Origin of the sequence: Candidatus Viridilinea mediisalina, from assembly GCF_002532535.1 — a bacterium.
GTDB classification, from domain to species: domain Bacteria; phylum Chloroflexota; class Chloroflexia; order Chloroflexales; family Chloroflexaceae; genus Viridilinea; species Viridilinea mediisalina.
Window position 1 is genome coordinate 14,794 of the sequence record NZ_NQWI01000031.1, and the last position, 22,282, is coordinate 37,075.

The 22,282-nt window shown below is 57.6% G+C and carries 22 protein-coding genes; 10 read left to right on the plus strand and 12 right to left on the minus strand.

The features are described 5' to 3' along the window. Positions 1–189: 189 nt before the first annotated feature. The 3 genes from CJ255_RS08995 (at position 190) to CJ255_RS09005 (ending at position 5,090) form a co-directional block, all read left to right on the plus strand. Complete coding sequence (locus CJ255_RS08995; protein WP_097643770.1) at positions 190–1,101, plus strand: alpha/beta fold hydrolase; 912 nt, start codon at positions 190–192, stop codon at positions 1,099–1,101. A gap of 128 nt (positions 1,102–1,229) precedes the next feature. Further along, positions 1,230–3,275 (plus strand): S9 family peptidase, encoded by a 2,046-nt coding sequence (locus CJ255_RS09000; RefSeq protein ID WP_097643771.1) that lies wholly within the window; start codon positions 1,230–1,232, stop codon positions 3,273–3,275. A 132-nt stretch (positions 3,276–3,407) separates the two neighbouring features. Next, positions 3,408–5,090, plus strand: a complete 1,683-nt coding sequence (locus CJ255_RS09005) for a fatty acid CoA ligase family protein (protein ID WP_097643772.1) — start codon at positions 3,408–3,410, stop codon at positions 5,088–5,090. Between the two features lie 48 nt (positions 5,091–5,138). Here the strand turns inward: CJ255_RS09005 and CJ255_RS09010 are convergent, their stop codons facing one another. Next, on the minus strand, positions 5,139–5,420 hold the full coding sequence (locus CJ255_RS09010; RefSeq protein ID WP_097643773.1) for a hypothetical protein: 282 nt from the start codon (positions 5,418–5,420) through the stop codon (positions 5,139–5,141). Positions 5,421–5,521: 101 nt separating this feature from the next. On the opposite strand from CJ255_RS09010, the gene CJ255_RS09015 reads away from it, so the two are divergent. After that, positions 5,522–5,764 carry a type II toxin-antitoxin system Phd/YefM family antitoxin gene (locus tag CJ255_RS09015; protein WP_097643774.1) on the plus strand — a complete coding sequence of 81 codons (243 nt, stop codon included), beginning with the start codon at positions 5,522–5,524 and terminating at the stop codon, positions 5,762–5,764. 471 nt (positions 5,765–6,235) lie between these two features. Here the strand turns inward: CJ255_RS09015 and argC are convergent, their stop codons facing one another. From argC to lysS, 7 genes are all read right to left on the minus strand, one after another. Then, the gene (argC, locus tag CJ255_RS09020) at positions 6,236–7,273 is read right to left on the minus strand and encodes an N-acetyl-gamma-glutamyl-phosphate reductase (RefSeq protein WP_097643775.1); all 1,038 of its coding nucleotides are present in this window, start codon (positions 7,271–7,273) and stop codon (positions 6,236–6,238) included. A gap of 228 nt (positions 7,274–7,501) precedes the next feature. Next, the gene (gene lysX, locus CJ255_RS09025; RefSeq protein ID WP_097643776.1) at positions 7,502–8,344 is read right to left on the minus strand and encodes a lysine biosynthesis protein LysX; all 843 of its coding nucleotides are present in this window, start codon (positions 8,342–8,344) and stop codon (positions 7,502–7,504) included. A gap of 180 nt (positions 8,345–8,524) precedes the next feature. Then, entirely contained in the window at positions 8,525–8,692 is a 168-nt protein-coding gene (gene lysW / locus CJ255_RS09030) for a lysine biosynthesis protein LysW (RefSeq protein WP_097643777.1), read from the minus strand. Positions 8,693–8,713: 21 nt separating this feature from the next. Beyond that, positions 8,714–9,721, minus strand: a complete 1,008-nt coding sequence (locus CJ255_RS09035; protein ID WP_097643778.1) for an isocitrate/isopropylmalate dehydrogenase family protein — start codon at positions 9,719–9,721, stop codon at positions 8,714–8,716. Next, positions 9,721–10,221 carry a LeuD/DmdB family oxidoreductase small subunit gene (locus CJ255_RS09040; protein WP_097643779.1) on the minus strand — a complete coding sequence of 167 codons (501 nt, stop codon included), beginning with the start codon at positions 10,219–10,221 and terminating at the stop codon, positions 9,721–9,723. The genes CJ255_RS09035 and CJ255_RS09040 overlap by 1 nt, the downstream gene beginning before the upstream one ends. Before the next feature lie 229 nt (positions 10,222–10,450). Then, positions 10,451–11,677 carry a 3-isopropylmalate dehydratase large subunit gene (locus CJ255_RS09045; RefSeq protein WP_097643780.1) on the minus strand — a complete coding sequence of 409 codons (1,227 nt, stop codon included), beginning with the start codon at positions 11,675–11,677 and terminating at the stop codon, positions 10,451–10,453. A 111-nt stretch (positions 11,678–11,788) separates the two neighbouring features. Continuing rightward, complete coding sequence (gene lysS / locus CJ255_RS09050) at positions 11,789–12,913, minus strand: homocitrate synthase (protein WP_097643781.1); 1,125 nt, start codon at positions 12,911–12,913, stop codon at positions 11,789–11,791. Positions 12,914–13,367: 454 nt separating this feature from the next. Between lysS and CJ255_RS09055 the strand changes: the two genes are divergently transcribed. The 6 genes from CJ255_RS09055 (at position 13,368) to CJ255_RS09080 (ending at position 17,457) form a co-directional block, all read left to right on the plus strand. Further along, positions 13,368–13,679 carry a YbaB/EbfC family nucleoid-associated protein gene (locus CJ255_RS09055; RefSeq protein ID WP_097643782.1) on the plus strand — a complete coding sequence of 104 codons (312 nt, stop codon included), beginning with the start codon at positions 13,368–13,370 and terminating at the stop codon, positions 13,677–13,679. A gap of 32 nt (positions 13,680–13,711) precedes the next feature. Beyond that, positions 13,712–14,326 carry a recombination mediator RecR gene (gene recR, locus CJ255_RS09060; RefSeq protein WP_097643783.1) on the plus strand — a complete coding sequence of 205 codons (615 nt, stop codon included), beginning with the start codon at positions 13,712–13,714 and terminating at the stop codon, positions 14,324–14,326. A 16-nt stretch (positions 14,327–14,342) separates the two neighbouring features. After that, positions 14,343–14,708, plus strand: coding sequence for a roadblock/LC7 domain-containing protein (locus CJ255_RS09065; protein ID WP_097643784.1), 366 nt, complete (start codon positions 14,343–14,345; stop codon positions 14,706–14,708). Positions 14,709–14,783: 75 nt separating this feature from the next. Further along, the gene (locus CJ255_RS09070; protein WP_097643785.1) at positions 14,784–15,395 is read left to right on the plus strand and encodes a sulfite oxidase-like oxidoreductase; all 612 of its coding nucleotides are present in this window, start codon (positions 14,784–14,786) and stop codon (positions 15,393–15,395) included. Positions 15,396–15,565: 170 nt separating this feature from the next. Next, positions 15,566–16,462 (plus strand): DEAD/DEAH box helicase family protein, encoded by an 897-nt coding sequence (locus CJ255_RS09075; protein ID WP_165774631.1) that lies wholly within the window; start codon positions 15,566–15,568, stop codon positions 16,460–16,462. Beyond that, positions 16,459–17,457, plus strand: coding sequence for an HNH endonuclease (locus CJ255_RS09080; RefSeq protein ID WP_097643787.1), 999 nt, complete (start codon positions 16,459–16,461; stop codon positions 17,455–17,457). The genes CJ255_RS09075 and CJ255_RS09080 overlap by 4 nt, the downstream gene beginning before the upstream one ends. On the opposite strand, the gene CJ255_RS09085 is transcribed toward CJ255_RS09080, so the two are convergent. From CJ255_RS09085 to dndD, 4 genes are all read right to left on the minus strand, one after another. Beyond that, the gene (locus CJ255_RS09085; protein WP_165774632.1) at positions 17,452–18,522 is read right to left on the minus strand and encodes a DNA sulfur modification protein DndB; all 1,071 of its coding nucleotides are present in this window, start codon (positions 18,520–18,522) and stop codon (positions 17,452–17,454) included. The genes CJ255_RS09080 and CJ255_RS09085 overlap by 6 nt on opposite strands. A gap of 548 nt (positions 18,523–19,070) precedes the next feature. Continuing rightward, a complete protein-coding gene (locus CJ255_RS25075; protein ID WP_097643789.1) occupies positions 19,071–19,526 on the minus strand; it encodes an aminotransferase class V-fold PLP-dependent enzyme in 456 nt (151 codons plus the stop codon). Between the two features lie 291 nt (positions 19,527–19,817). After that, entirely contained in the window at positions 19,818–20,204 is a 387-nt protein-coding gene (gene dndE, locus CJ255_RS09095; RefSeq protein WP_097643790.1) for a DNA sulfur modification protein DndE, read from the minus strand. Beyond that, positions 20,201–22,282 (minus strand): DNA sulfur modification protein DndD, encoded by a 2,082-nt coding sequence (dndD, locus tag CJ255_RS09100; RefSeq protein ID WP_097643791.1) that lies wholly within the window; start codon positions 22,280–22,282, stop codon positions 20,201–20,203. The genes dndE and dndD overlap by 4 nt, the downstream gene beginning before the upstream one ends.

Here is a 22,282-nt window from a genome sequence, read left to right on the forward strand (position 1 = left end):
CGTTCCACGGTATAGGGTAGATTTTAACCCCACGGGCGACCGCTTCACGGATACCGTCGAGGTAGGTAAACTGCGAGGGGCCGGGCACATGTGGCCCGGCATCGGCCACGAGGAAGGTAATGCGAATGGTGGGGTCGTTGCTCTATGCTATACTGGCTGCTAAAGCAACGTTGTGCAATAGGAATGTTCATGGATGCGACTCATGCTGCTCTGTCACCATTCGATCTGACGCCGATCCGCGATCTCTACCCCTTCCATACGGCCCGCTTGCCTCTGCCTGGGGCGACGATGAGCTATGTGGATGAGGGGGCTGGGCCGCCAGTGCTGTTGGTGCATGGCAATCCAACCTGGTCTTTCTATTTCCGCCACCTGATCGCTGGGTTGCGTCCGCACCAGCGCGTCATTGTGCCCGATCATATTGGCTGTGGTCTCTCTGATAAGCCGCAGGATTATCCCTATCGCTTGGCAACCCACATTGAGAATTTGGGGCGCTTGGTAGATCATGTGGGCTTGCAACAGGTTGATCTGGTTGTGCATGATTGGGGCGGGGCGATTGGTATGGGTTGGGCGGTACGCAACCCTGAACGGGTGCGGCGTATTGTGGTGCTCAATACTTCCGCCTTTCTCTCCCCGCGCCTGCCCTGGCGCATTGCGGTCTGTCGCTACCCCATATTTGGCGATCTTGCTGTGCGCGGCTTGAATGCCTTTGCGCTCGCCGCAACCGTCATGGCCGCTGCGCGTCCCTTGGCACCTGCAGTGCGTCAAGGCTACCTGCTACCCTTCGATTCGTGGGCCAACCGGGTTGCTATTCAGCGCTTTGTGCGCGACATCCCCATGAGCCCGAAGCATCCCACCTGGGCCCTGGTTGATGCGATTGATCGTGAGTTACCTACGTTGTGCTCCAAACCGATGCTGATCCTCTGGGGCGGGCAGGATTGGTGCTTCTCTGATCACTTCCTCGCCGGTTGGATGCAGCGCTTCCCCGATGCAGAAGTGGTGCGCTTTGATTATGCGGCCCACTATGTCTTGGAGGATGCCCATGCAGAGGCGGTGCCTCGGGTGGTACGTTTCTTAGGGAAGGATACGGAGACGAGAAAATAGGAACGAGAAAATAGAAAGTAGGTTTGCGGCATCAGAATATGCTGAAGACCTCCTGTTCCTCTGTTCCCTTGTTCCTCTGTTCCTCTATTCCCTTGTTCCTCTGTTCTTCCGACTAGGAGCCCAGCTTCATGGCCACTAAAGACCCGCAGCCGCCCCATGCGATTCCGCGTCCGCTGACGCGCACGGTGCATGGGCTGCTGCTCAGTGATGAGTATGCCTGGCTTGAGGATCGTGATAACCCGGAGACGTTGGCCTATCTTGAGGCTGAGAATGGCTATGCGGAGGCTCTGTTGGCTGAGCATGCGCCTCTGCGTGAGCAGCTCTACCATGAGTTGCGTGGGCGCATCAAGGAGCAGGATCGCTCGGTGCCGGTGCGTCGTGGGCCGTACTTCTATTATCAGCGCAACGAGGCCGATCATGAGCATGCGCTCTTCTGTCGTCAATGGGCCCCCGATGGCCCGGAAGAGTTACTGCTCGATCTCAATGCGCTTGCAGCGAACCATGCCTACTGCCAGCTTGGCCCCTGTGCGCCGAGTCCTGATCATGGCCTGCTTGCCTATGGCCTTGATACCACTGGCGCAAAGATCTATACCCTGGCAATCAAGGATCTGCAGAGTGGGGCGCTGTTGCCTGAACAGATCCCCAATGTTGCCTGGAACATAGCATGGGGCGAGGATGGTCGTTCACTCTACTATACGACCTTTGATCAGGCCCACCGCGCCTATCGTCTCTACCGCCATACCCTTGGTCACGACCCCGCTGAGGATGAGTTGCTCTATGAGGAGGCGGATGAGCGTTTTTCGCTGACGTTGCGTAAGACCCGTTCGGGTGCGTTTTTGCTACTCAATCTCTTCAGCTTCGATTGTAGCGAGGTGCGCTACAAGCCCGCTGATGATCCCGCTGCCCCCTTTGTTGTCTTTGATCAGCGGCAGCCTCAGGTGCAGTATCAGCTTGAGCATCAGGGTGACAATTTTTTGATTGTGAGCAATGCCGAGGCTGAGAACTTCTGTGTACGCATTGCTGCCGTGGCCGATCCAAGCCAGCGTTGTGTTCTGCTGCCCCACCGCCCCGATGTGCTGATTGATGGCGTGGATGCCTTCGCCAACCACCTCGTGGTCTACGAGCGGCGTGCTGGCTTGCAACAATTGCGCATCTCGGCTCCCGACGGCACCAATGTGCGCTATGTGCGCTTTCCTGAATCGGTCTACAAATTTTATCCTGAAGGCAACTTCGAGTATACCAGCGACAGCGTGCGTTTCGTCTATAGCTCACTGGTCACGCCGCGCTCGGTGATTGACTATGAGCTGCAGAAGGGGCGCTGGCAGTTGCGTAAGCGCGACGAGATTCCCAGTGGCTACGATCCGGCACGCTATGTGGCCGAACGGATCGAGGCTTCGGCCCCCGATGGGGCTTTGGTGCCCATGTCGCTGGTACGTCGCCGCGAGACGCCCCAGGATGGCACTGCCCCTGCGCTGCTGGTAGGCTATGGTGCCTATGGTATGAGCTACGATCCCGGCTTCAATCCGCACTGGATCAGCCTGTTGGATCGCGGCTTTGTCTGTGCGATTGCCCATGTGCGTGGTGGGCAAGAGTTGGGGCGGGCGTGGTACGAAGCAGGCCGTCTGACCAACAAGAAGAACAGCTTCAGCGACTTCATCGCCTGCGCGGAACACCTGATTGAACATGGCTACACCAGCGCCGCACGGCTTGCCATCAGCGGCACTAGTGCTGGTGGACTACTCGTGAGCGCGGTCGTCAACATGCGCCCCGACCTCTTCCGCGCCGTGATTGCTCGCGTCCCCTTCACCAACGTGATCAGCGCCATGCTCAACCCAGAACTGCCGCTCACCATTGGCGAATATGAGCAGTGGGGCGATCCCGCCGTTGCTGAACAGTTCCACGCGATGCGCGACTATTCATCCTATGACCAGATTAGTGCCCAAGCCTACCCCCATATCCTCGCCACCGCCGGTCTATACGACCTGCAAGTGCCCTATTGGGATCCAGCCAAATGGGTGGCGCGTCTCCGGGCACGCAAGACCGACAGCAACATGCTGCTGTTACGCACCAACATGCAAGCGGGCCATAGCGGGGCCTCTGGACGCTTCGCCATCCTAGAGGAGCTTGCCTTTGAGTATGCCTTTTTGCTTGAGGCGCTTGGGGGTGGGGCGTGATCACTTGCGCCATCCATTTCAGATTGTAGATTGTAGATTGTAGATTGCCGAACATGGCGTCTCAATGAGCTTTCGCGTTCTTGATGATGCGGCATGTTCAAGGGTAATTGGTGTTATATAGAGGAGTCCCCGATGCTTGTTACCACTCCCGCAAAGGCCAATATTGCCCGCCACCTGCCCGCGATGGCCCGTGAACGCCCCGATCAGGTTGCGGTGGTGATGGGTGAGGGACGTGATCGTGCCGGTATCACGATCTATCGGCGCTTGAGTTTTGCTGAGTTGGATCGCGTGAGCGATCGCTATGCCTGGGGCTTGAGTGGAATTGGTTTGACGCAGGGGACGCGGGTGCTTTCGATGGTACCAGCCGGTCTGCCGTTGATTAGTATGACCTTTGCGTTGATGAAGTTGGGCGCGGTGCCGATTCTGATCGATCCGGCCATGGGCCGACGCAATCTGGTCAAGTGTATTGAAGAGTGTGAGCCACAGGCAATGGTGGGCGTGCCGCGTGCTCATGTTGCCCGTATGCTCTTTCCCCGCGCCTTCAAGACGGTGCAACGGAGCATTATGGTTGGTTCGCGCTTGGCCCCCTTTGGCGATTTCAACCTGGCGGATCTCAGTCCGCCTTTGGATGCGCCCTTCCCATTGGCACCTGTGCATGCCAATGATGATGCGGCGATCATCTTTACGACTGGGAGCACCGGAGTGCCGAAGGGTGTCCTCTATAGCCACGGTATGTTCGAGGCGCAGGTGCGCTTGTTGCGTAACCTCTTTCAGCTTGAACCTGGCGAGATCGAGATGCCCGCCTTTCCGCTCTTTGCACTCTTTAACGTTGCCCTTGGCTGTACTTCGGCTATTCCACCAATTGATCCCACCCGCCCAGCCAGTTGCGATCCGGCGGCGGTGGTGGAATGTATCCAAGATCAGGCGGTCACTTCAACCTTTGGTTCGCCTGCGATCTGGCGTAAGGTGACGACCTATTGCCTCGAGAAGAACATTCGCTTGCCGACGTTGCGCCGTGTGATGATGGCCGGTGCGCCCGTGCCTGCTGACCTACACGAGCGCTTTCGGGCGATCCTCGATCCGCTGGCCGACACCCATACGCCCTATGGGGCTACCGAGGCGCTGCCGATTGCATCGATCAACGGGCGCGAAGTGCAGGCGGCCAATGCGGCCCGCGGCGGCGATCCGCTGGCCGGTACCTGCGTAGGCCGCGCTGTGCCCGAAGTAACCCTACGGATCATCCCGATTACGGATGAAGCCATTGCCACCTGGGATGAAACTCTGGCGCTCCCCGCCTACCAAGTGGGCGAAATTGTGGTCAAAGGCCCTGCCGTAACCCACCGTTACATCAATCGGCCCGAAGCGACGGCCAAAGCCAAGATTGCCGAAGGTACAACCATTTGGCACCGCATGGGCGATCTGGGCTACCTCGACGACGAGGGGCGGCTCTGGTTCTACGGGCGCAAGAGCCACCGCGTCGAGACCGGCCCAACCCATGGGACACTCTACAGCGAGCCGGTAGAACTGGTCTTCAACCAAAACTCCGCCGTTGCCCGCAGTGCATTGGTTGGGATTGGGCCCAGCGGCGCACAAGAGCCCGTAGTAATCATCGAACCACGCGAAGTACGGATCATGCGCGACCCAGCGGCGGTCAAGATTCTGATTGGTGAACTGCGTAACCTTGGGGCACGCTACCCCATGACCGCACCGATCCAGCGCTTCCTGCTGCACCCCGCCTTCCCGGTGGACATCCGCCACAACGCGAAGATCTTCCGTGAGCAATTGGCGCTCTGGGCGGCGGAGCAGCGGGGGTAGCGGGGAGGGAGAGGTTGAACCACAGAGGCACAGAGTACACAGAGGTTTTTAGGCAGCAACTTCCCTACCTAAGCGGGCGAGGAGCGCATCATAGGCAAGTTCCTCATCTGCGGAAGGGGGATGCAGGCTACTTTCTTGATCCCACGCGGCAAAGTGGTCACGTAGTTCGCTTGATGAAGTTGCAGGATTGGAAGATCGAGATTCGAGGAGTTGTGCGATAAGTTGATCTTGCTCTTCAATCGAGAGATGACGCGCAAGTTCAAACACCATGCTCAAATCAAAAGTGAGATGAGCGGCTGGTATGGTGCGTAGCGCAATCGTTGTACTCATAAAGCCCCCTCGCTCATATGCTAGAATACTTGTACAGTTGTACATCAGGAAAACAATATGCTCATCGTGGACGATACATCTGTCATTCTTGCGGTTGCGCTATGAAAAGCTATACCTATTCTGAAGCACGCCAGAACTTTGCCGCCATCCTAGAACAAGCATACCGCGATGGCGCGGTACGCATCCAACGCCGTGACGGTCAGAGCTTCGTCCTGACCCCCGAACCACGGACGGTATCACCACTAGACATTCCCGGTATCCAGTTGGATCGTCCAGTAACACGCGATACGATCCTCGAAGCTCTCGCAGAGAGCCGTCGAAGATATGATACCGGTGATGCGTGACAAGGAGCCAAGAGTGACAAATATGGTTCGCATGCATCGTAGTGCGGACGTTATGGCAGTGATGGGAAGCCGACTAAGGGAAGCAGAAGTTGTTGATTGCCCCGTTGCTGTGCCACTCTGAGATGCCGTAGGTAGTGCCGACTTTAGTCGGCTTCCCATCGCTGCCAAAGTCCTCAGCCGACTAAAGTCGGCACTACGATGCATGCGAACCATGTACTATTCAGCATGACAGGCTGCTGGGGTACTTACAAATTTCTGCTTCTCTAACGTCGGCACTACCTACTTTGTATGGATGGTGTCGAGGCATGTGGTGAACGCATTGCAATGAGGTATACCCTGCTTGTCACTCGTCACTCATCACTCGTAATACCAATTTTACCATTGAGCATGCCGCATGCCCAATGACAATCTAGCGCATTAAGATGCCATGCTCGGCTTTCAGCTATCGGCTATCGGCTATCGGATTTGGTATTACACCGGGTGCAACCCAGGAAACTCAAGGCCCAATGTCTCCTCAAGGCCGCACATCAGGTTCATGCACTGCACCGCGCTGCCTGAGGCGCCCTTCATGAGGTTGTCGAGGGCGCAGATGCTTACAATTCGCCCACTGGCTGGATCGAGCGCAAAGCCCAGATCGGCGAAGTTGCTCCCGGCGAGGATTTTGGGTTCGGGGAAGCGGTAGATGCCTTGGCGCTCCTTGACGATCCGTAAGAAGGGTTGATCTTTGACGAAGCTACGATAAGCTTGCCAAAGTTCCTTTTCGCTGATCGGCTGGGCGGCGAAGGCGTGGGCTGTGGCTAAGGCTCCGCGTACCAGTTCAACTGAGGTGATCGAGAGGTGTACGTTGGATAAGCCGGTGACCTGTTCAACCTCGGCGGTGTGACGGTGACCCACTGGGGCGAAGGAGCGCACGACGCCCGCTCGTTCCGGGTGGTGGCTGCTGTCGCTAGAGCTTGCGCCGCCCTCTGACGAGCCTACTTTGACTTCGACCACAACTGGTTTGCTCTGGTCAATCAGCCCGGCACGCACGAGCGGCAGCAGGGCCAGGTTGGTAGCCGTGGCGTTGCAGCCCACCCCACTGGCAAACTTCGCGCCCCGCAGCGCCTCGCGGCTCACTTCGGGCAGCCCATAGACAAAGCGTTCGAGCCAGGTGGGCGCGGGGTGGGGCGTACCGTACCATGTGGTATAGGTCGCAGGATCGCGCAGACGAAAATCGGCAGAACAATCAATAATGGTTGGCGCAAGGCTGGTGTAATGCTCAATGGCCTTGGCCCCCTCGCCATGGGGCAACGCCAAAAAGAGTACATCACAAGGCTCCAGGCGGTCGGGATGCACAAACTGCATCTGGGCGCGGCCACGCAGATTGGGGTGTACCTGATGCAGATAGCGCCCCGCATTGCGCCCACTGGTCGCCTGGGCCACCTGCACCGCCGGATGCCACAGCAACAAACGCAGCAACTCGCCACCAACATAGCCCGATGCGCCAACAATGCTTACTTTGAGGGTCATAGTTTCTCTTCTCCTAGCGGGGGTTTGGGGGATGCTGCGCCTCTTCCAAGAAAGTTTTTTTGTTCCGTGTTGACGGCTTCGCCGCCAACACGGAACAAAAAACTGGGTTTGGGGCTGCGCCCCTCACGAAGAACTTGTTCTCTTTCGTGTTGGCGGCTTCGCCGCCAACACGAAAGAGAACAATGGGTTTGGGGCTTCGCCCCAATAACGGGTGCGAGGGCGGCAGCCCTAGCCTTTGTCCACGGCAAGCACATAATCAACAATCCGCGCCGGAATATCCACCCCGGTGGTCTCAATTGAGTTGCGGAACTCCATGGTGTAGTTCACCTCATTGACCAACAGCCGGCCATCGTGGGTCTCAAGCAGATCAATGGCTACCACGCCCCCACCGACGGCATTGGCTGCCCGTAGGCTCAAATCGGCTAAGGTGGGGGTGACTGGGCAGTTGCTGGCGGTGCCGCCACGGGCGGTGTTGGTGATCCAGTGTTCGCTGGCGCGATAGATCGCCCCGATGCACTCATCGCCCACGACGAAGGCGCGAATATCACGCCCCGGCTTGTCAATGTACTCTTGGATGTAGAAGATCGAGTGCTGGTAGTTGCCCAAGACATCACGATGCTCAAGGATGGCCTCCGCAGCATCGCGGTCGTTCACCTTGCTCACCATGCGCCCCCAAGAGCCAACGACCGGCTTGAGTACCACTGGGTAGCCCAGTTGCTCCATGGCGCTCAAGGCGCTCTCTGGGGTAAAGGCGAGCAGGCAGCGGGGCGTGGGCACTTCGGCATGCACGAGCGCCTGAGTCGTCAGAAACTTGTCGCCACAGATGTCGGCAACTTGGTAGGTATTGACCGTCGGCACTCCCGCGTCGTTAAAGAGCTTGAGCATATAGAGCGCCCGACTATGCTGAATACAGCGTTCAAGGACCACATCGTAGGGGTACTCGCGCTGGTGCAGATCAAAGATCTGGGCACGATCATCAATTTTGGTATAACGCAACCCGCGCCGATCTAGTTCGGTGAAGAGCAATTTCTCTTCGGCGCGAATGCGTGAACAGAGAACTCCAATACGCATAACTTCTCCTTGAGAAGAGAGAGGTACAGAGAATTTCACCACAGAGACACAGAGAACACAGAGAGTTGCATGGTACGGTAATCACCATCGTTAGCACTCTCTGCGTTACAAACTCTGTGCTCTCAGTGCCTCTGTGGTGAAATCCTCTGCATCTCTTGCTTCTATCGGTTTTTCGCCTAGCTACTCGCCCCAGTCCTCTTCGACTTCAGGGGCGAGCGCCAATGCGGGCGGATCGAGGCTGACAACTTCTAGCTCGGCACCACATTCGGGGCATACAATAATCTCGCTCTCGAGGGTGTCGGCGGGTAGGGCGACGCTGGCGGCACATTCGGGGCATGTGGCTTCCATAGGTTTGTTTTTACTCCATTATTACAATTGTGCTAAAACAGCTTCAGCAAGAGCTTCAGTTGTGGCGTTGCCCCCCAGATCGGGGGTGTGCGGCCCATCACGCAGCACTGTGGCGCTGGCCTTGCGTAGCCGCGCAGCTTGATCGGGCAGCTTGCGCCATGCCAAAAGCATGGCAACACATTCGATGGCGGCAAGCGGGTTGGCGCAGCCACGCCCAACGATGTCGGGCGCAGCCCCGTGGACGGGCTCAAAGAGGGCGCGTTGCTCGCCTAGATTGGCTGAAGCGGCGAGGCCCAGTCCACCGCCATGAATGCAGGCAACATCCGAGAGGATGTCGCCAAACATGTTGGTGGTGACAATCACGTCAAAACGTTGGGGGCTTTGGGCAAGATGCATCGCCGCCACGTCCACCAGCAGTTCATCGTGGGTCAGGTCAGGGTAGTCGCGCACCACCGCGAGCGCCGTCTCGCGGAAGAGGCCGTCACTAACCCGCAGTACATTGGCTTTATGCACAATGGTAACACGGCCAGGGCGTTGCAGATCATGCGCCCGGCTGCGGGCCAATTCGCAGGCGGCACGCACGATCCTCGTGCTGGCTTGGCGCGTAATCACCCGTTCAGCAATCGCGGTGGCCCCATCATCGGCAAGCCGTTCGCGCCCGGCGTAGAGCCCTTCGGTATTTTCGCGCACCACAACGAGCGAATGGGCCGGTTGGTTTGCGCTTGCCCGCATCTGGGTCGGGCGAATATTGGCGTAGAGATCAAGCTCGCGGCGCAACTGCACAATCGGGCTGCGGTAGCCAGGTACACTATGGCTCGGCGAGGCAACCGCACCAAAGAGGATCGCATCGGCAGCCTGGGCTGCCGCCAAGGTCGCAGCGGGCAGGGCCGTCCCGTGGCGCTCGAAGGTGGCCCAACCCGCCTCAGCTTCACTCAGGGCTACACTTGGCACCAAGGCTTGCAGGATGCGCGTGGCTACCCCTAGTACCTCTGGCCCAATCCCATCACCCGGAATCACACAAACACGCATTAGGCCGCCTCCCCTGGGAAGCGCCCGTGGGTGCGGTAGAAGGGCACAATCCCACCAGCCGCCCACACTTCACGCAGGAAGGAGGGCGGCGGCGGCAACTGAATACATTCACCCGTTTCCGTGATGATCTGTCCTGCTTCAAGCTGTAGTTCAACCATTTGACCATCACGCAGGACACCAGTTAGGTCGGCGGTGAAGCAGGGAATGCCCAAATTGAGCGCATTACGGAAGAAGATGCGCGCAAAGAGGGGCGCAATGATCGCGCCAACGCCAACCATACGCAGCGCGAGCGGCGCATACTCACGCGAACTCCCGCAGCCAAAGTTGTTACCCGCAACAATGAGATCGCCCGGCTGCACATTGGCAGCAAAATCGGGCCGATGCTCAACAAACGGATAGTTGCGTAGGTCGGCTTCGTTCTTCAACATGTAGGGTGCATAGCGACCAGGGACGATCTGGTCGGTATTGATGTCTTGGCCAAAGATCCAGACGCGGGCCATAGGAACCTCCGGGGATCGGGGAGAAGTGGCTTCTCCCATTATTGTAAACCTTCACCGAGCCAGCGGCGCGGTGGCTGAGCTTGTCGAAGCCACCTTTGTTAGCGTGAAAAAGCTCTGGGCCACGCCGCTTGGCTTCGACAGGCTGGTTTCAGCAGGCTCAACCACCGAGCCAGCGGGGCGGTGGCTCGGTGAGGAAAGTTAAGCGTGGGAGTACCTGGTACTCCCACCCCTACCCAAGCTCTTGCGGATGGGTCAAGTAGCCCGTCAGGGCGGTTGCGGCGGCGACTTCGGGCGAGGCGAGGTAGATCTGCGCTTCGGGGCTGCCCATGCGCCCACGGAAGTTGCGGTTGCCCGTGAAGAGGCAGACTTCACCGGGGGCAAGCACACCCATATGCCGCCCGATGCAGGCGCCACAGCCAGGCGTGCCAATCGTAGCCCCAGCGGCGAGCAGCGTATTCAGCGTGCCATCCTCAGTGGCCCGTTGCAGCGCTTGGGCACTTGCAGGTACGACGAGCATCCGCATGCCGGGGGCAAGGCGTCGCCCGCGCAGCAAGCGGGCTGCCGCCGCCATGTCCTCGTAGTGGCCGTTGGTGCAGGTGCCCAAGTAGACCACATCTACCGCAACGCGACCCAAAGCGCTCAGGTCGGTCACATTATCTACGGTGTGGGGCGCAGCCACCTGCGGCTCCAGGGTATTCAGGTCAACATGAATCACACGGCTGTAGCGTGCGTCCTCTTGCAACGTAAGCCATTCAGGCACGGGCAGCTTGAGGCCAGTGGGGGGCACAAGGCCCGCCTTGGCACCCACTTCAATCGAGAGCGTCGCAAGAGTCATACGCTCCATGACGGTAAGCTGTTCAACACCGTGCCATTCAACAGCCGCATAGGTTGCGCCGTCGGCACGCAGTTCACGGGCAGCGCGGAGTCCCAAATCCTTGGCGCTCACACCGGGGCGGAAGTTGCCGTGGGCACGCACAACAACCGTTTCGGGCACGCGAAACCAGGTGCGCCCGGTGGCAGCAGCCAACGCAATATCGGTCGTACCCATCCCAGAGCCAAAGGCCGCCACACAACCATAGGCGGTCGAATGGCTATCGCTGCCCACAATGACCATACCGGGGCGCGCGATTCCCTCTTCCACCAAGACCGGATGGGAGATGCCACGGCCCACATCGAAGAAATGGGTAATCCCCTGGGCCCGCGCCCAACGGCGCACATCCGCCTGCTTCTCAGCGGTCTGCACACTCGCCGCAGGCGCAACGTGGTCAATCACGACCGCAACCCGCTCCGGGTTCCAAACCTGTTCAGCCCCAAGCTCCTCATGGAGCACACGAATAATACTTGGCGACAGGCTATCGTGCATCATCACCAAGTCCACATTGACGGTCACGACATCCCCGGCGCTGACGGTACGCCCAGCGGCACGGGAGAGAATTTGTTCACTTAGGGTTTGCATGTTGGTTGTGGCTCCATGAGCGCGACTTGTATTGATGGGGCTACGCCCCAGGCCATAACTAAATTCTGGAGGGATGTGAGGGAACCTGGTTCCCTCACGCACCCTTACCCGTTACTCCGCATATTCATACAAAATCTCGTCCACGCTGGTGCTATCAAGTTCATGCTCATCACCGAGGGCTTTGATGCGGGCGGCGGCTTCGCGGGCGGCGGCCTCATTGAGGTAGATACCGAGTTCGCGGGCGCGTTCAGCAATCGCGTGCCAACCAACGAGGCGATGGGCCACTGCGACGGTGCGGGTGCGGCCAAAGGCAGCGGGATCGAGAACCTCGTAGCTTCGTGGATCGGCCAGCACCGCTTTGGTATGCAGCCCGGCCTTATGGTGGAAGGCATAGGGGCTTGAGATGGGCGCATCGAAGGGGATGCTAACGCCCACCATCTCGGCCAGCATGCGATCCAGTTCGGGGAGCAGCGTAAGATCGTAGCGGGCCACCAAATCAGGATTGAAGGTTGCAAGGCGGGCCACCATGCCGCCGAGCGAAGCGATTCCATTGCGTTCACCAATCCCCAAAACCGTCACATCAATATGGGTCGCGCCCGCTTCGAGCGCACAGAAGGCATTGGCAATCGCACAGCCAGCATCATTGTGGCCGTGGAACTCAATATCGCAATCAACCTCGCGGCGCACTTGGGCCACCACATCATAGACCTGGCGGGGGGTTGCGATACCAACCGTATCAGCCAGGCCAATGCGCTCAATTCCCAATGCAGCGACTGCGCGATAGATGCGGATCAACTCGTGCAACTCAGTGCGAAACGTATCTTCGCACGAGAAGCGAATTTCAACCTGATGGCCGTGTAGGTAGGCAATAACCTTCGCAGCCTCTTCGACAATCTGGTCAAGGGAGCGCCCGTGGCTTGCTTGGCGAAGCTGGGCGGAGGTGGCATAGAGCAGATTCACCCCCTGAGCCCCATGCTCAACTGCGAGGCGCACATCATCAAGGTGGCAACGGACGTGAGCAAGGATACGGGCACGCAGGCCATGCCGAGCGATCAACTCAAGGTCGCGGGCACTCTGCGGCGAAGCAGCGGGCGAGGTAAGCTCGATATACTCAACCCCAAAGGCATCAAGCGCCTCGGCAATAGCAAGACGCTGGCTACTGGTAAAACGCGCAGTTGCAAACTGCTCACCTTCACGCAGCGTCGTATCGAGCAAAAAACAGCGCTCAAGCGACATATGTAGAAGATCCTTGTCTGACTTGACATGCACCAAACAACTCCGGGCGGGCTAATCGGGGGGTGAGGCGACAGATCGGTTTCATACAGATACCTCCAAAGTGACATAGAAAACCCGGCGCACCAGCATAGCCTGGTGCGCCGGGCCTACACTCGATACTCGCGTGCAAGCGCTGCTAACCAAGCCGTATGGCTGGCTTTTTGCTGCGCTTGAACTGCTTCGAGAAGATTGGCATAGGTGAAAAACAGAAGAACAGATGGCTGAAGGGCGAGGCGGATGATAGCATGGTTTGCGGGGGGTGTCAAATCGGAAACAATAAGCTTGGCAGGCATTGCGCGGATGTGGTAAGCTAGGACACTAGGAAGATATGAGGCAACCTCGTTGTTATTATGCGGCGTGGGGGCACATGGTTCCCCTCTATGACACCTTGAGTAGCCCAAAAAAAGGAGTAGGCATGAATCCACGGCAGCTACAGCAGATGGCCCAGCAGATGCAGCGTCAGATGCAGAAGATTCAGGAAGAGCTTGGCGAAGCGATTGTTGAGGGTACGGCAGGTGGCGGCGCGATTACCGTACAAATGAATGGCCACCGCGAGATCAAAGGGGTCACAATTAGCCCTGAAGTGGTTGATCCCAACGATGTGGAGATGTTACAAGACCTCTTGCTTGCCGCGTTCAGCGATGCGACCAAGCGAGCGCAAGATCTGGCTGAAGAGCGCATGGGGCCATTGATGGGCGGCATGAAGGGCATGCCTGGGCTATTTTAGCATTGTTTCCGTAGGCGAAAGCCAAAACACCTATGTCATCACACAGTGACAACCTGATTGTCGAGCCCGTTGCGCGACTGATCGAAGCGTTGAGTAGGCTACCGGGGATCGGGCCGAAGAGCGCCTCGCGTCTTGCCTTCTACTTGCTGCGGGCTGACGCACAGCAGGCACGCAACTTAGCACAGGCCATCCAAGCAATGAAGGAACAGGTCACACTCTGTGTGCGCTGTTTTAACATCACGGTAGACGAACTCTGCCCGGTCTGTGCGAGTCCCACGCGCGATCAGACAAAGATCTGTGTGGTGGAGGAACCCTTGGATGTCTTGGCGATTGAACGAACGGCTGCCTTCCGGGGGCTGTACCATGTACTGCATGGCCATATTGCACCCTTGGAGGGCATCTATCGCGAAGATTTGAAGATCGAGCAACTGTTGGCACGGGTACGTAGCGAGCCGGTAGATGAGGTCATTCTGGCAACCAACCCCAATACTGAGGGGGATGCAACTGCCTATCTATTGCTGAAGGATCTCGCCCCACTTGGGGTGCGTGTCACCCGCCCTGGCCGTGGTCTGCCGACTGGTGGTGATCTGGAGTGGGCCGACCCCGCGACGCTTGGGGCAGCCCTGGAGAGCCGCCGTGAGCTTTGAGCAAAGAGTAACCCCCATGAGCCTCACCGACATTCTCTATGACGCCCTTGACGATTTGGATGGTGCCCGTTTCGCTGGCGTGGTTGCCACCGATGGCCTGCGCGTCGAGATGGTCTTCGATGATGAAGAAGAGGAAGAATACGACCTCGAATTGGCTGAACTGGAATTAGCTACCATTGCTGCGATGAGCAATGCCGCGTCAGGGCGGATTGGGAGCGGGCATGTGCTTGATCTGACCATTGAGACCGAGGAGTTGGTCTACCTTGCTTCATTGGTCACCCCTGGCTATTTTGCGGTCTTGGGCCTCTATGCTGATGGTGATCTTGAGCAAGCCCGCGTTACGCTTGATGATCTGCTTGATCGGTTGCGTGAGGAATTATGATGTTCGTAAAGGATGCACGGGAACGTGGTTCCCATGCATCCTTCGCGTGTTCCGGCGGAACGTAAGGAAGAGCCCATGTTTAATCTGAACAAACAGCATGACCATACACCCGCAGGCGAAGAGGATCGTGTTCCGCCGGGTCAGTATGTGACTGATAAATTTCCTGTGATGCACTATGGTCATGTGCCGATCTATCGGGATGTGCAGCACGATTGGGATTTGCGGGTTTGGGGTGAACTTGAGGCACCAGTGAGCTTTAGTTTTGCCAAATTTCGGGCACTGCCTACCTGCGAGGTGGTGACCGACATTCACTGTGTGACGCGCTGGAGTAAGCTCGATACCCGCTGGGAGGGGGTGCGCTTCAGTACCTTTGTGCAAGCCCTCCCGCCTCTGAAGCCAACCGCCCGCTTTGTACTTGCCCACTGTGAGCAGAATTATACGACGAACGTGCCGCTTGAGGTATTGATGCAGCCCAACGCATTACTAGCCTATCGGTATGAAGGCGAAGAACTGACGCCTGAGCATGGCTTTCCGTTACGCCTCTTGACCCCCGGCACATACTTCTGGAAGAGCGCCAAATGGCTACGTGGGATTGAATTTCTCAGTGAGGACACATCCGGTTTCTGGGAGCGGTATGGCTATCATAACAATGCCGATCCATGGAAAGAAGAGCGCTACGCTGAGTGAGATTGTAGATTGTAGATTGTAGATTGTAGATTGCCGAACATGGCGTCCTAATGGGCTTTAGCGTTCTTAAACATGCCGCATGATTGCCATGCTGAGCACAGCGAAGCATCTCTTTTGGTTCCCAAGAGAAAGTCTTCATTGCGCTCAGGGTGACAATGATGCTAAAACCCATGACTTTACTCCGCGATCTCAACCTACCGGCTACACTCGAAACCTCACGCCATGATCTGACACACGACTTCTTCGAGCCTCTGCTTTGCAGAGCGATCCGGTATGATCGTGGGGTAGGCTATTTTAGCTCCGGCTGGCTACGCATCAACGCCATTGGGCTTACTGCATTTGCTGCCCGTGGCGGGCATGCACGCTGGATTACCAGCCCGATCCTTGCACAAGAGGATTGGCATGCGCTACAGCAGGGCGTAGAGGCCCGCCGCGACGAGGTGCTGCGGGCCGTGCTGGCCCATGCCGTTGGTGATCTTGCGCGTAGCCTAGAGGCGCACACGCTTTCCGCTTTGGCTTGGATGGTGGCCGACAACATCCTCGATTTCCGCCTCGCCGTGCCCACCGCAGAACTTACGGGCGAATTTCATGCCAAATTTGGCCTCTTCAGTGACGTGCATGGCAATCAAGTCAGCTTTGAGGGGAGCTACAACGACAGTATTCAGGGGACGCGCAACTACGAATCGATCAAAATCTTCTGCTCGTGGAAAGCAGGACACCTTGAACTCATTCAGCATGACCAAGAACGCTTCGAGCGACTCTGGCGCGACGAAGACCCCAACGTGCGCGTGCTGCTCCTGCCCGACGCCATCCGCGAGCAGATCCTCAAACTCCGCACCCACGAGCGGCCCTACCAAGTAGCCAAACAGACCGCAGAGCGGAGCGAACGCTACCGCCGCACGCACCCCCAGCGCCCCAGCGAGCTACGCCTCCGCGACTACCAAGAAGAGGCGATAGAGGCATGGTTTGCCAACGAATGCCAAGGCATCTGCGAAATGGCCACCGGCACCGGCAAGACCATCACCGCCTTGGCTGCTGCGGTTAAACAACAGGATCCACCTCCATGAGCCTTGATCAGTACACCGTAGCCTTTACCAAACTCAAAGCCGATAAGAAACCCTTCTGGCCTGAGGCAACATTTCACTATGCACCCTACAAACCCATTCTGCTCATGTCAGTAATGGATCTGCTTGCACAACAGATTATCAATAGTAATACCATCCGGCTTAATGTTGATCTTATGGACGCCTTTGATTTGTATTGGGTGAAGATTGTAGGAAGCGATCGTGAAAGTAACTCGGTGATGCCTTTCTACCACATGTGTAGTGAGGGCTTTTGGCGTCTAGTAGATGATCATGGCGTGGCACCGAATCTTCGGCTCATGAATCGCAACGAGGTGTTTCGGCAAATCAAAAACCAGACCCTCTTTGCCCAACTCAATGAAGATCTCTTCCAACTGCTCCAGGATTCTGAAAGTCGAGATGCATTGCGCCGTGTTCTCATAGAGAACTGGTTTAGCCCTGATGTACGTTCGACTGTTGTTGACGTCAGCCATATTACTACGAGTTCATTTGCATACAGCCGCGATCTATTAAACCGCTCGCGTGGTCGTTTCACGCTTCAGGAAGCGCCATTGCCTGAAGAGCAGTATGCTACTGAGGTGCGCTCCACTGCTTTCCGCCGTGTGGTAGTTGATGCGTATCAGCATACATGTGCGCTATGTGGTATTCGTATCGTAACACCAGAGGGGCGTACTTCTGTTGCTGCGGCCCACATTGTTCCTTGGAGTCATAGCCATAACGACGATCCACGTAATGGAATGGCATTATGCGGTCTGCATCACTGGATTTTTGATCAAGGGTTGATCACAGTCACACCCAAATATATTATCAAAACCTCCCCTGTTCTTGCGCTGAATGAACAACAAGCCGAATCTGTGCTCATGTTGAATGGAAAAGCGATCTATAAGCCGACTGACAAGGCTCTCTGGCCCGCGGCTATCGCGCTACAATGGCACATGGAGAGGGTCTTTCGTCCAGTCAACCCTCATACCCTATCATGAGTCCAATAGGGCTTGCTCCAATGCGAGCTCACGTTCAGTCATCTTCAGGCCCAAAAGGCGCTTGATCGCTGCGGCAGTAAGTTGAATGCTGTCGTGTGACTTATTCATTTTGCCACGCACCATCGCCCGACCCTCCCAGAGCGATCGGTTCTCGCGTGACCAATCAACATCCCCCAAGATCTTCAACCGCTCTTGCCAATCGTCAGGATGGGCAGCAATGAGGTCGTGTCCCGCCATGCCAATCGCCAGCAGCGTAACCGTGTGGGAGTGGATGTAGTTTTGGCGTAGCGTGGCAGCACTCATTTCACGGCGCATTGCTTGCTGCCACTGCGGGATTGTCGTGCTGAGTATCCGCCAGAATTCGCGCACGATGGCCGCCTGCTCAACGCGAATGATCTCCTTTGCACCATTGTTCAGCAACGCCTGGGTTGCTTGGTAGATTGCACTGAGCGTAAAGATTGCGGTCGAACGATTCGATATAGTTGTCTTCTCTAATTCAGTGAAACCTTGAAATAGGGGCACTTCATTCACAAGTTGCCGCACGAGCGAAGCGAGTTCGCCGTGATCGTGGAGAACCCGTTTTGATCGGGTGGCGGCCATTGGACTTGGATGCAAATCGGCATAGATGCTGGCTGCCCGGCGCAATGCTGGATCGGGAAGCAGCATGATCGCAAGCGTATCGTCACCGAGCGCAGGAGACCGCTTGAGCAACGCGGTCAGCGCTGCGCGACGGTGTTGACCATCGCGGATGATCAAGCGGGCGCTCATTGGCACATGCAGCCGCCCAATTTCCGCCATCTCAGGCGCTAATGGCTCAAACGTGCCAACTTCATCTACAACGGCAACGAGTGGCGCCAGAGTATAGTCACCTCTGCGATTGGCGAGATAATCCATGTATTTCGTAACAATTGATTGATCAACCGTCTGCATACGCAGCAGATCTGCTGGCACCTCAGCCTCATCAAATAGAAAAATTCTTGTTAATAGACGTATTTTACACTGAATAAGGTAGTAGATATATTCACCTTGATTTCCAAGGAGCGCAGGGAAGGTATAACAATTCACAGCCAGAGCATTCCTTTCATCGCAGTATCCCCGTTCAGGGCGGGGGGGCTAGGCACTAGAGTATGACATAAATTTTCGCACCGATCTCTTGGTGACCGACGCCCCCCCTAGTTGGACGAACAATCCATGTTCCCCCACATGTAGGGGCGTAGCAGCGGCCACCCAAGGAATCATGCCGCTACCGAGAGCCAAAGGCCGCTGCTACGCCCTTTCCGTCGGTGTCACGCCCTCCCGAGGCCATGCCACGGTGGTGCCATTGGGATGCGACGGGATGCGTGCGTGTTCCATACATGCTGCGCTAACGACTCATCCCATGACGCCCGCTACGCATGCGATGGATTGGCGATCGCTACAGGGGAGGGCGTAGCAGCGGCCCGCACATTCCCTCCTGCACGGCGATCCCTGGGGATGGCCGCTGCTACGCCCCTACATTGGCGTATGACGTGATGCGTGCATATTCCATGAATGTACGGCTTCGACCAAGATGCCAAAAACTGACCAGGGGCTAGAATTGGTTCCCAGATAGATTGCCAGGCGATTCGCACCCCCTACCCCCCCCACAACGCCCTGAGTTCCGCTACTCGCCGGGCGACGATTGCGACGGCGGTGGCGATCTGTCTGCTTGTGTTGGCACGCCCTAGTCCGAAGCGCAGTGAGGAGTGCGCCCGCGCTTCGCCTAGGCCGAGTGCCATGATAACATGCGATGGCGCGACGGTGGCGCTGGTGCAGGCTGAGCCGGTGGCGATGGCGAGTTCAAAGAGCGCAAGGTTATTCGCTTCGGTCGCCCCGCTGGTAAAGATGATCTCATCAGGCCGCGCATTGATTAGCGCGGCCAGTTGGCTGCGCGCATGCTCCACCGCTTGGCTCGCCTGGTAGCCAAACTCGTGATCGCTACTCGCCGCGTTGCCAAAGACCTCAGTGAAGTAGGGGAGCATCGCAGCTAAGACCCTCGGCTCGACCGGGGTGGTTGCGTGGTGATCCATGTAGATTGGTGGTTCTGTCATAGGGTTGTGCCTTTCGGCGTGGGAGAGGTATAGGATTCGGAAATAGGTTTGGTTCGTTTTTGCACTGTGGCATGCTGTCACCCTGAGCGGAGCCGCAGGCGGAGCGAAGGGTCTACTGCGGTCAACAGAGAGATGCTTCGCTGCGTTCAGCATGACAAAGCACGACGCCATGGATGTGACCAAACCCATTTCCGTTGCCTATAGGTAGTGCCGACTTCAGTCGGCTGAGGTCACCGACAACCCTGGGATGCCGACTAAAGTCGGCACTACGACGGTAAAAAGGTCTTCTGCCTACTCGCCTCGCTCCTGCCCTAAAGACGCTAATTTACACAGATCAGCCAATGACTTCACCTGCTGATACAGCAAGAGTACGCCACGATTCATATGGGCGCGGAACTGCGCTTCAAAGGCTTCGCCATCAGATGCAATGCCGTCGTTGAGGCAGCGCTGACGCAGTAGGGCGAGAAAAAGGGTGTCGTAACGCCCGGTCAGGGTGTCGCGCTCGATCTCGCGTGTGCTGCTCTCGGGGTATTGGGTCGGATCGGGAATGGAGGGTTCGGCAAGCGAGAGGTTGAAGCCGATGCGACAGAGCAGGTTGGCGCTGAGGGTGGTGCGCGACTTGAGTTGGCGTAGGCGCTGGTCGGCTTCGTCGCAGAAGCGGATGCGGGTGAGTTTCATGGGCCTGCAACCTCCGGCACCTCGTGAGACTCGTGCTCTTCCGCCTCGGGCCAGAAGTAGCCCGGCTCAACGCAACTCCGCGCCTCGCCCGGCTGATAGGTTAGTTGGTAGGCGCGCGCAATGGCTGGCTTGAGTTGCCCGTAAAGCGGCGTATCAATCTCGCTATCGGTTGCGAGCAGGACGACCTGGTGGCTCGCTTGAGGAAAGTAGTGCTGCACCAGCCGCTGACGATGCTCGCTATCGAGGCGACCAAGCGGCGTGTCGATGATGATCGGAATGGTGCGCTCCGATACGATGCGTAGCGCCCAGAGGACGGCAATCGCATAGATCTGCTTCTCACCAGCCGAGAGTTGCTCACGCGGAAGGGGGTCGCCCTGCCCGTTGTAGAGCGTTGTCGCAAAGCTCTCAGGCTCAATCGTGACGCGCTTGATGTATTGGCCCTTGCGACTCAGGCGGCCAAAGCATGCAACAATCGCCCGTTCAAGCTCGCCAAGTTTGGTCTGGCGCAAGCGTGTTTCGTAGCGTATAAGTACCTGCTGGGCACGAATGGCGATGTCTGCGCGGTAGCTTGGATCATCAGATCGCATCAGGCGTGTGTAGAGTTCCTGCTCTTCACGCTGTAGCGCCTCGCGCTTCAGCCGAACCTGGTGCAGCGCCTCCTCCTGCGTCCGCTGCTGCTGCTCTAGGCCCCCCAACTCGCGCTGTAGCGTTGCCAGTTGCTGCAGGATGGGCTGGGTATGTTCATCAGCCGGTAGCTTGGTGCGTAGCAACTCAACTGCGGCCAACTCAGCGCTCGCTCGCTCAAGCGCCTCGCCAATGGTCGCGAGTTGCTCTGGTAGGCTACTCGTCGCCTGATCGAGCCAGCGCATCATCTCGCGCCGCGCCTCCTTTTCGAGCGGATGCACGATCTCCTCTTGCGCTAGATCAGCATCCTCTGCGTTGATCAGACTCGCCTGAACCGCACGAACAAGGCTGTTCAGCTTGGTAATCAGTTTATCACGCTGCGCTACATTCAGATCTACGCCGCTGCTCCATTCCTCCTCCAAGGTCAGGCGGCGCTCAAACTCCTCCACAAAGTAGTCGGCGACGGTCGTTACCTGTAGATAGTGTTCGGTACGCTCGTCCAGTTCAAGGCGCGCTCTGAGGGCGTGCGCGAGTTGCGGGATCAGCGCAAAGGGCAAGAGGCCATTGGCATGCTCGGCCACCATGCGCTCATGGCGGCGCAACGTCTCGTTGAGCGCTTCGGCCCGCTGCTTGAGCGCCGCGCGCTGTGCAGCAACATCGCCCCCCTCACTGGCCAGCAGACGCTCGGCGGCCTCTACTTTGGCCTGCTTATGGGCAATGAGACTGTTGAGTCGGCCAAGTTCAGCATAGGTCTGGGCAAACTCCGCCTCGACAGCCGCACGGCGCGTGCGGAGATCGGCTAAGAGCGCATCTAAACTCGTGCCGCCACTCCGCCGCTGGCGTGCCAAGTAGATATTCAGGTCAGCCCGTAGGCGATCAAGTAGATCGAAGCCCAGCAAAGAGCGAATCGACGCCCCGATCAGGCTATAGTCACTATCATCGGCCAACGCCTGGATCTTCTCGCCATCAAAGAAGAAGAGATCGGCCAAACCCGGCGGCAGCAGATCGTGCAGAAACTGATCCCACCCGGCCATCTCTTGCTCGTTGAGCAGCCCACCATCACGCTCCACAAAGAAGGTCTCACTCACCCGCTGCGTTTTGCGCTCCCACAAGCGCCGCAGCGCAAAGGTGTGGCTTCTGCCATCAATCGTGTGGACAAAACTCACGCCAACGCCGGCAAAGGTATTCTGTAGCGGAGCACCAAGTTGACGATGGATACGACTCCGCAGGTAGTCCTCGTAGGTGGCCCGTTTGGTTCCCCGCCCAAGCGCCGCAGCGCCATAGAGACAGAGGCGCACCGCTTCTAGCAGTGTCGTCTTGCCCGCACCATTCTTGCCGCCAATCAGCACAATTGGCCGCTCATTACTCCCCTGGTGTGGTGGCGGTTGCACATTGATCACATGCTCGCCCGCAAAGAGGCCAAAGTTGATCAGCCGAAATTCGGTAAAGTCCAC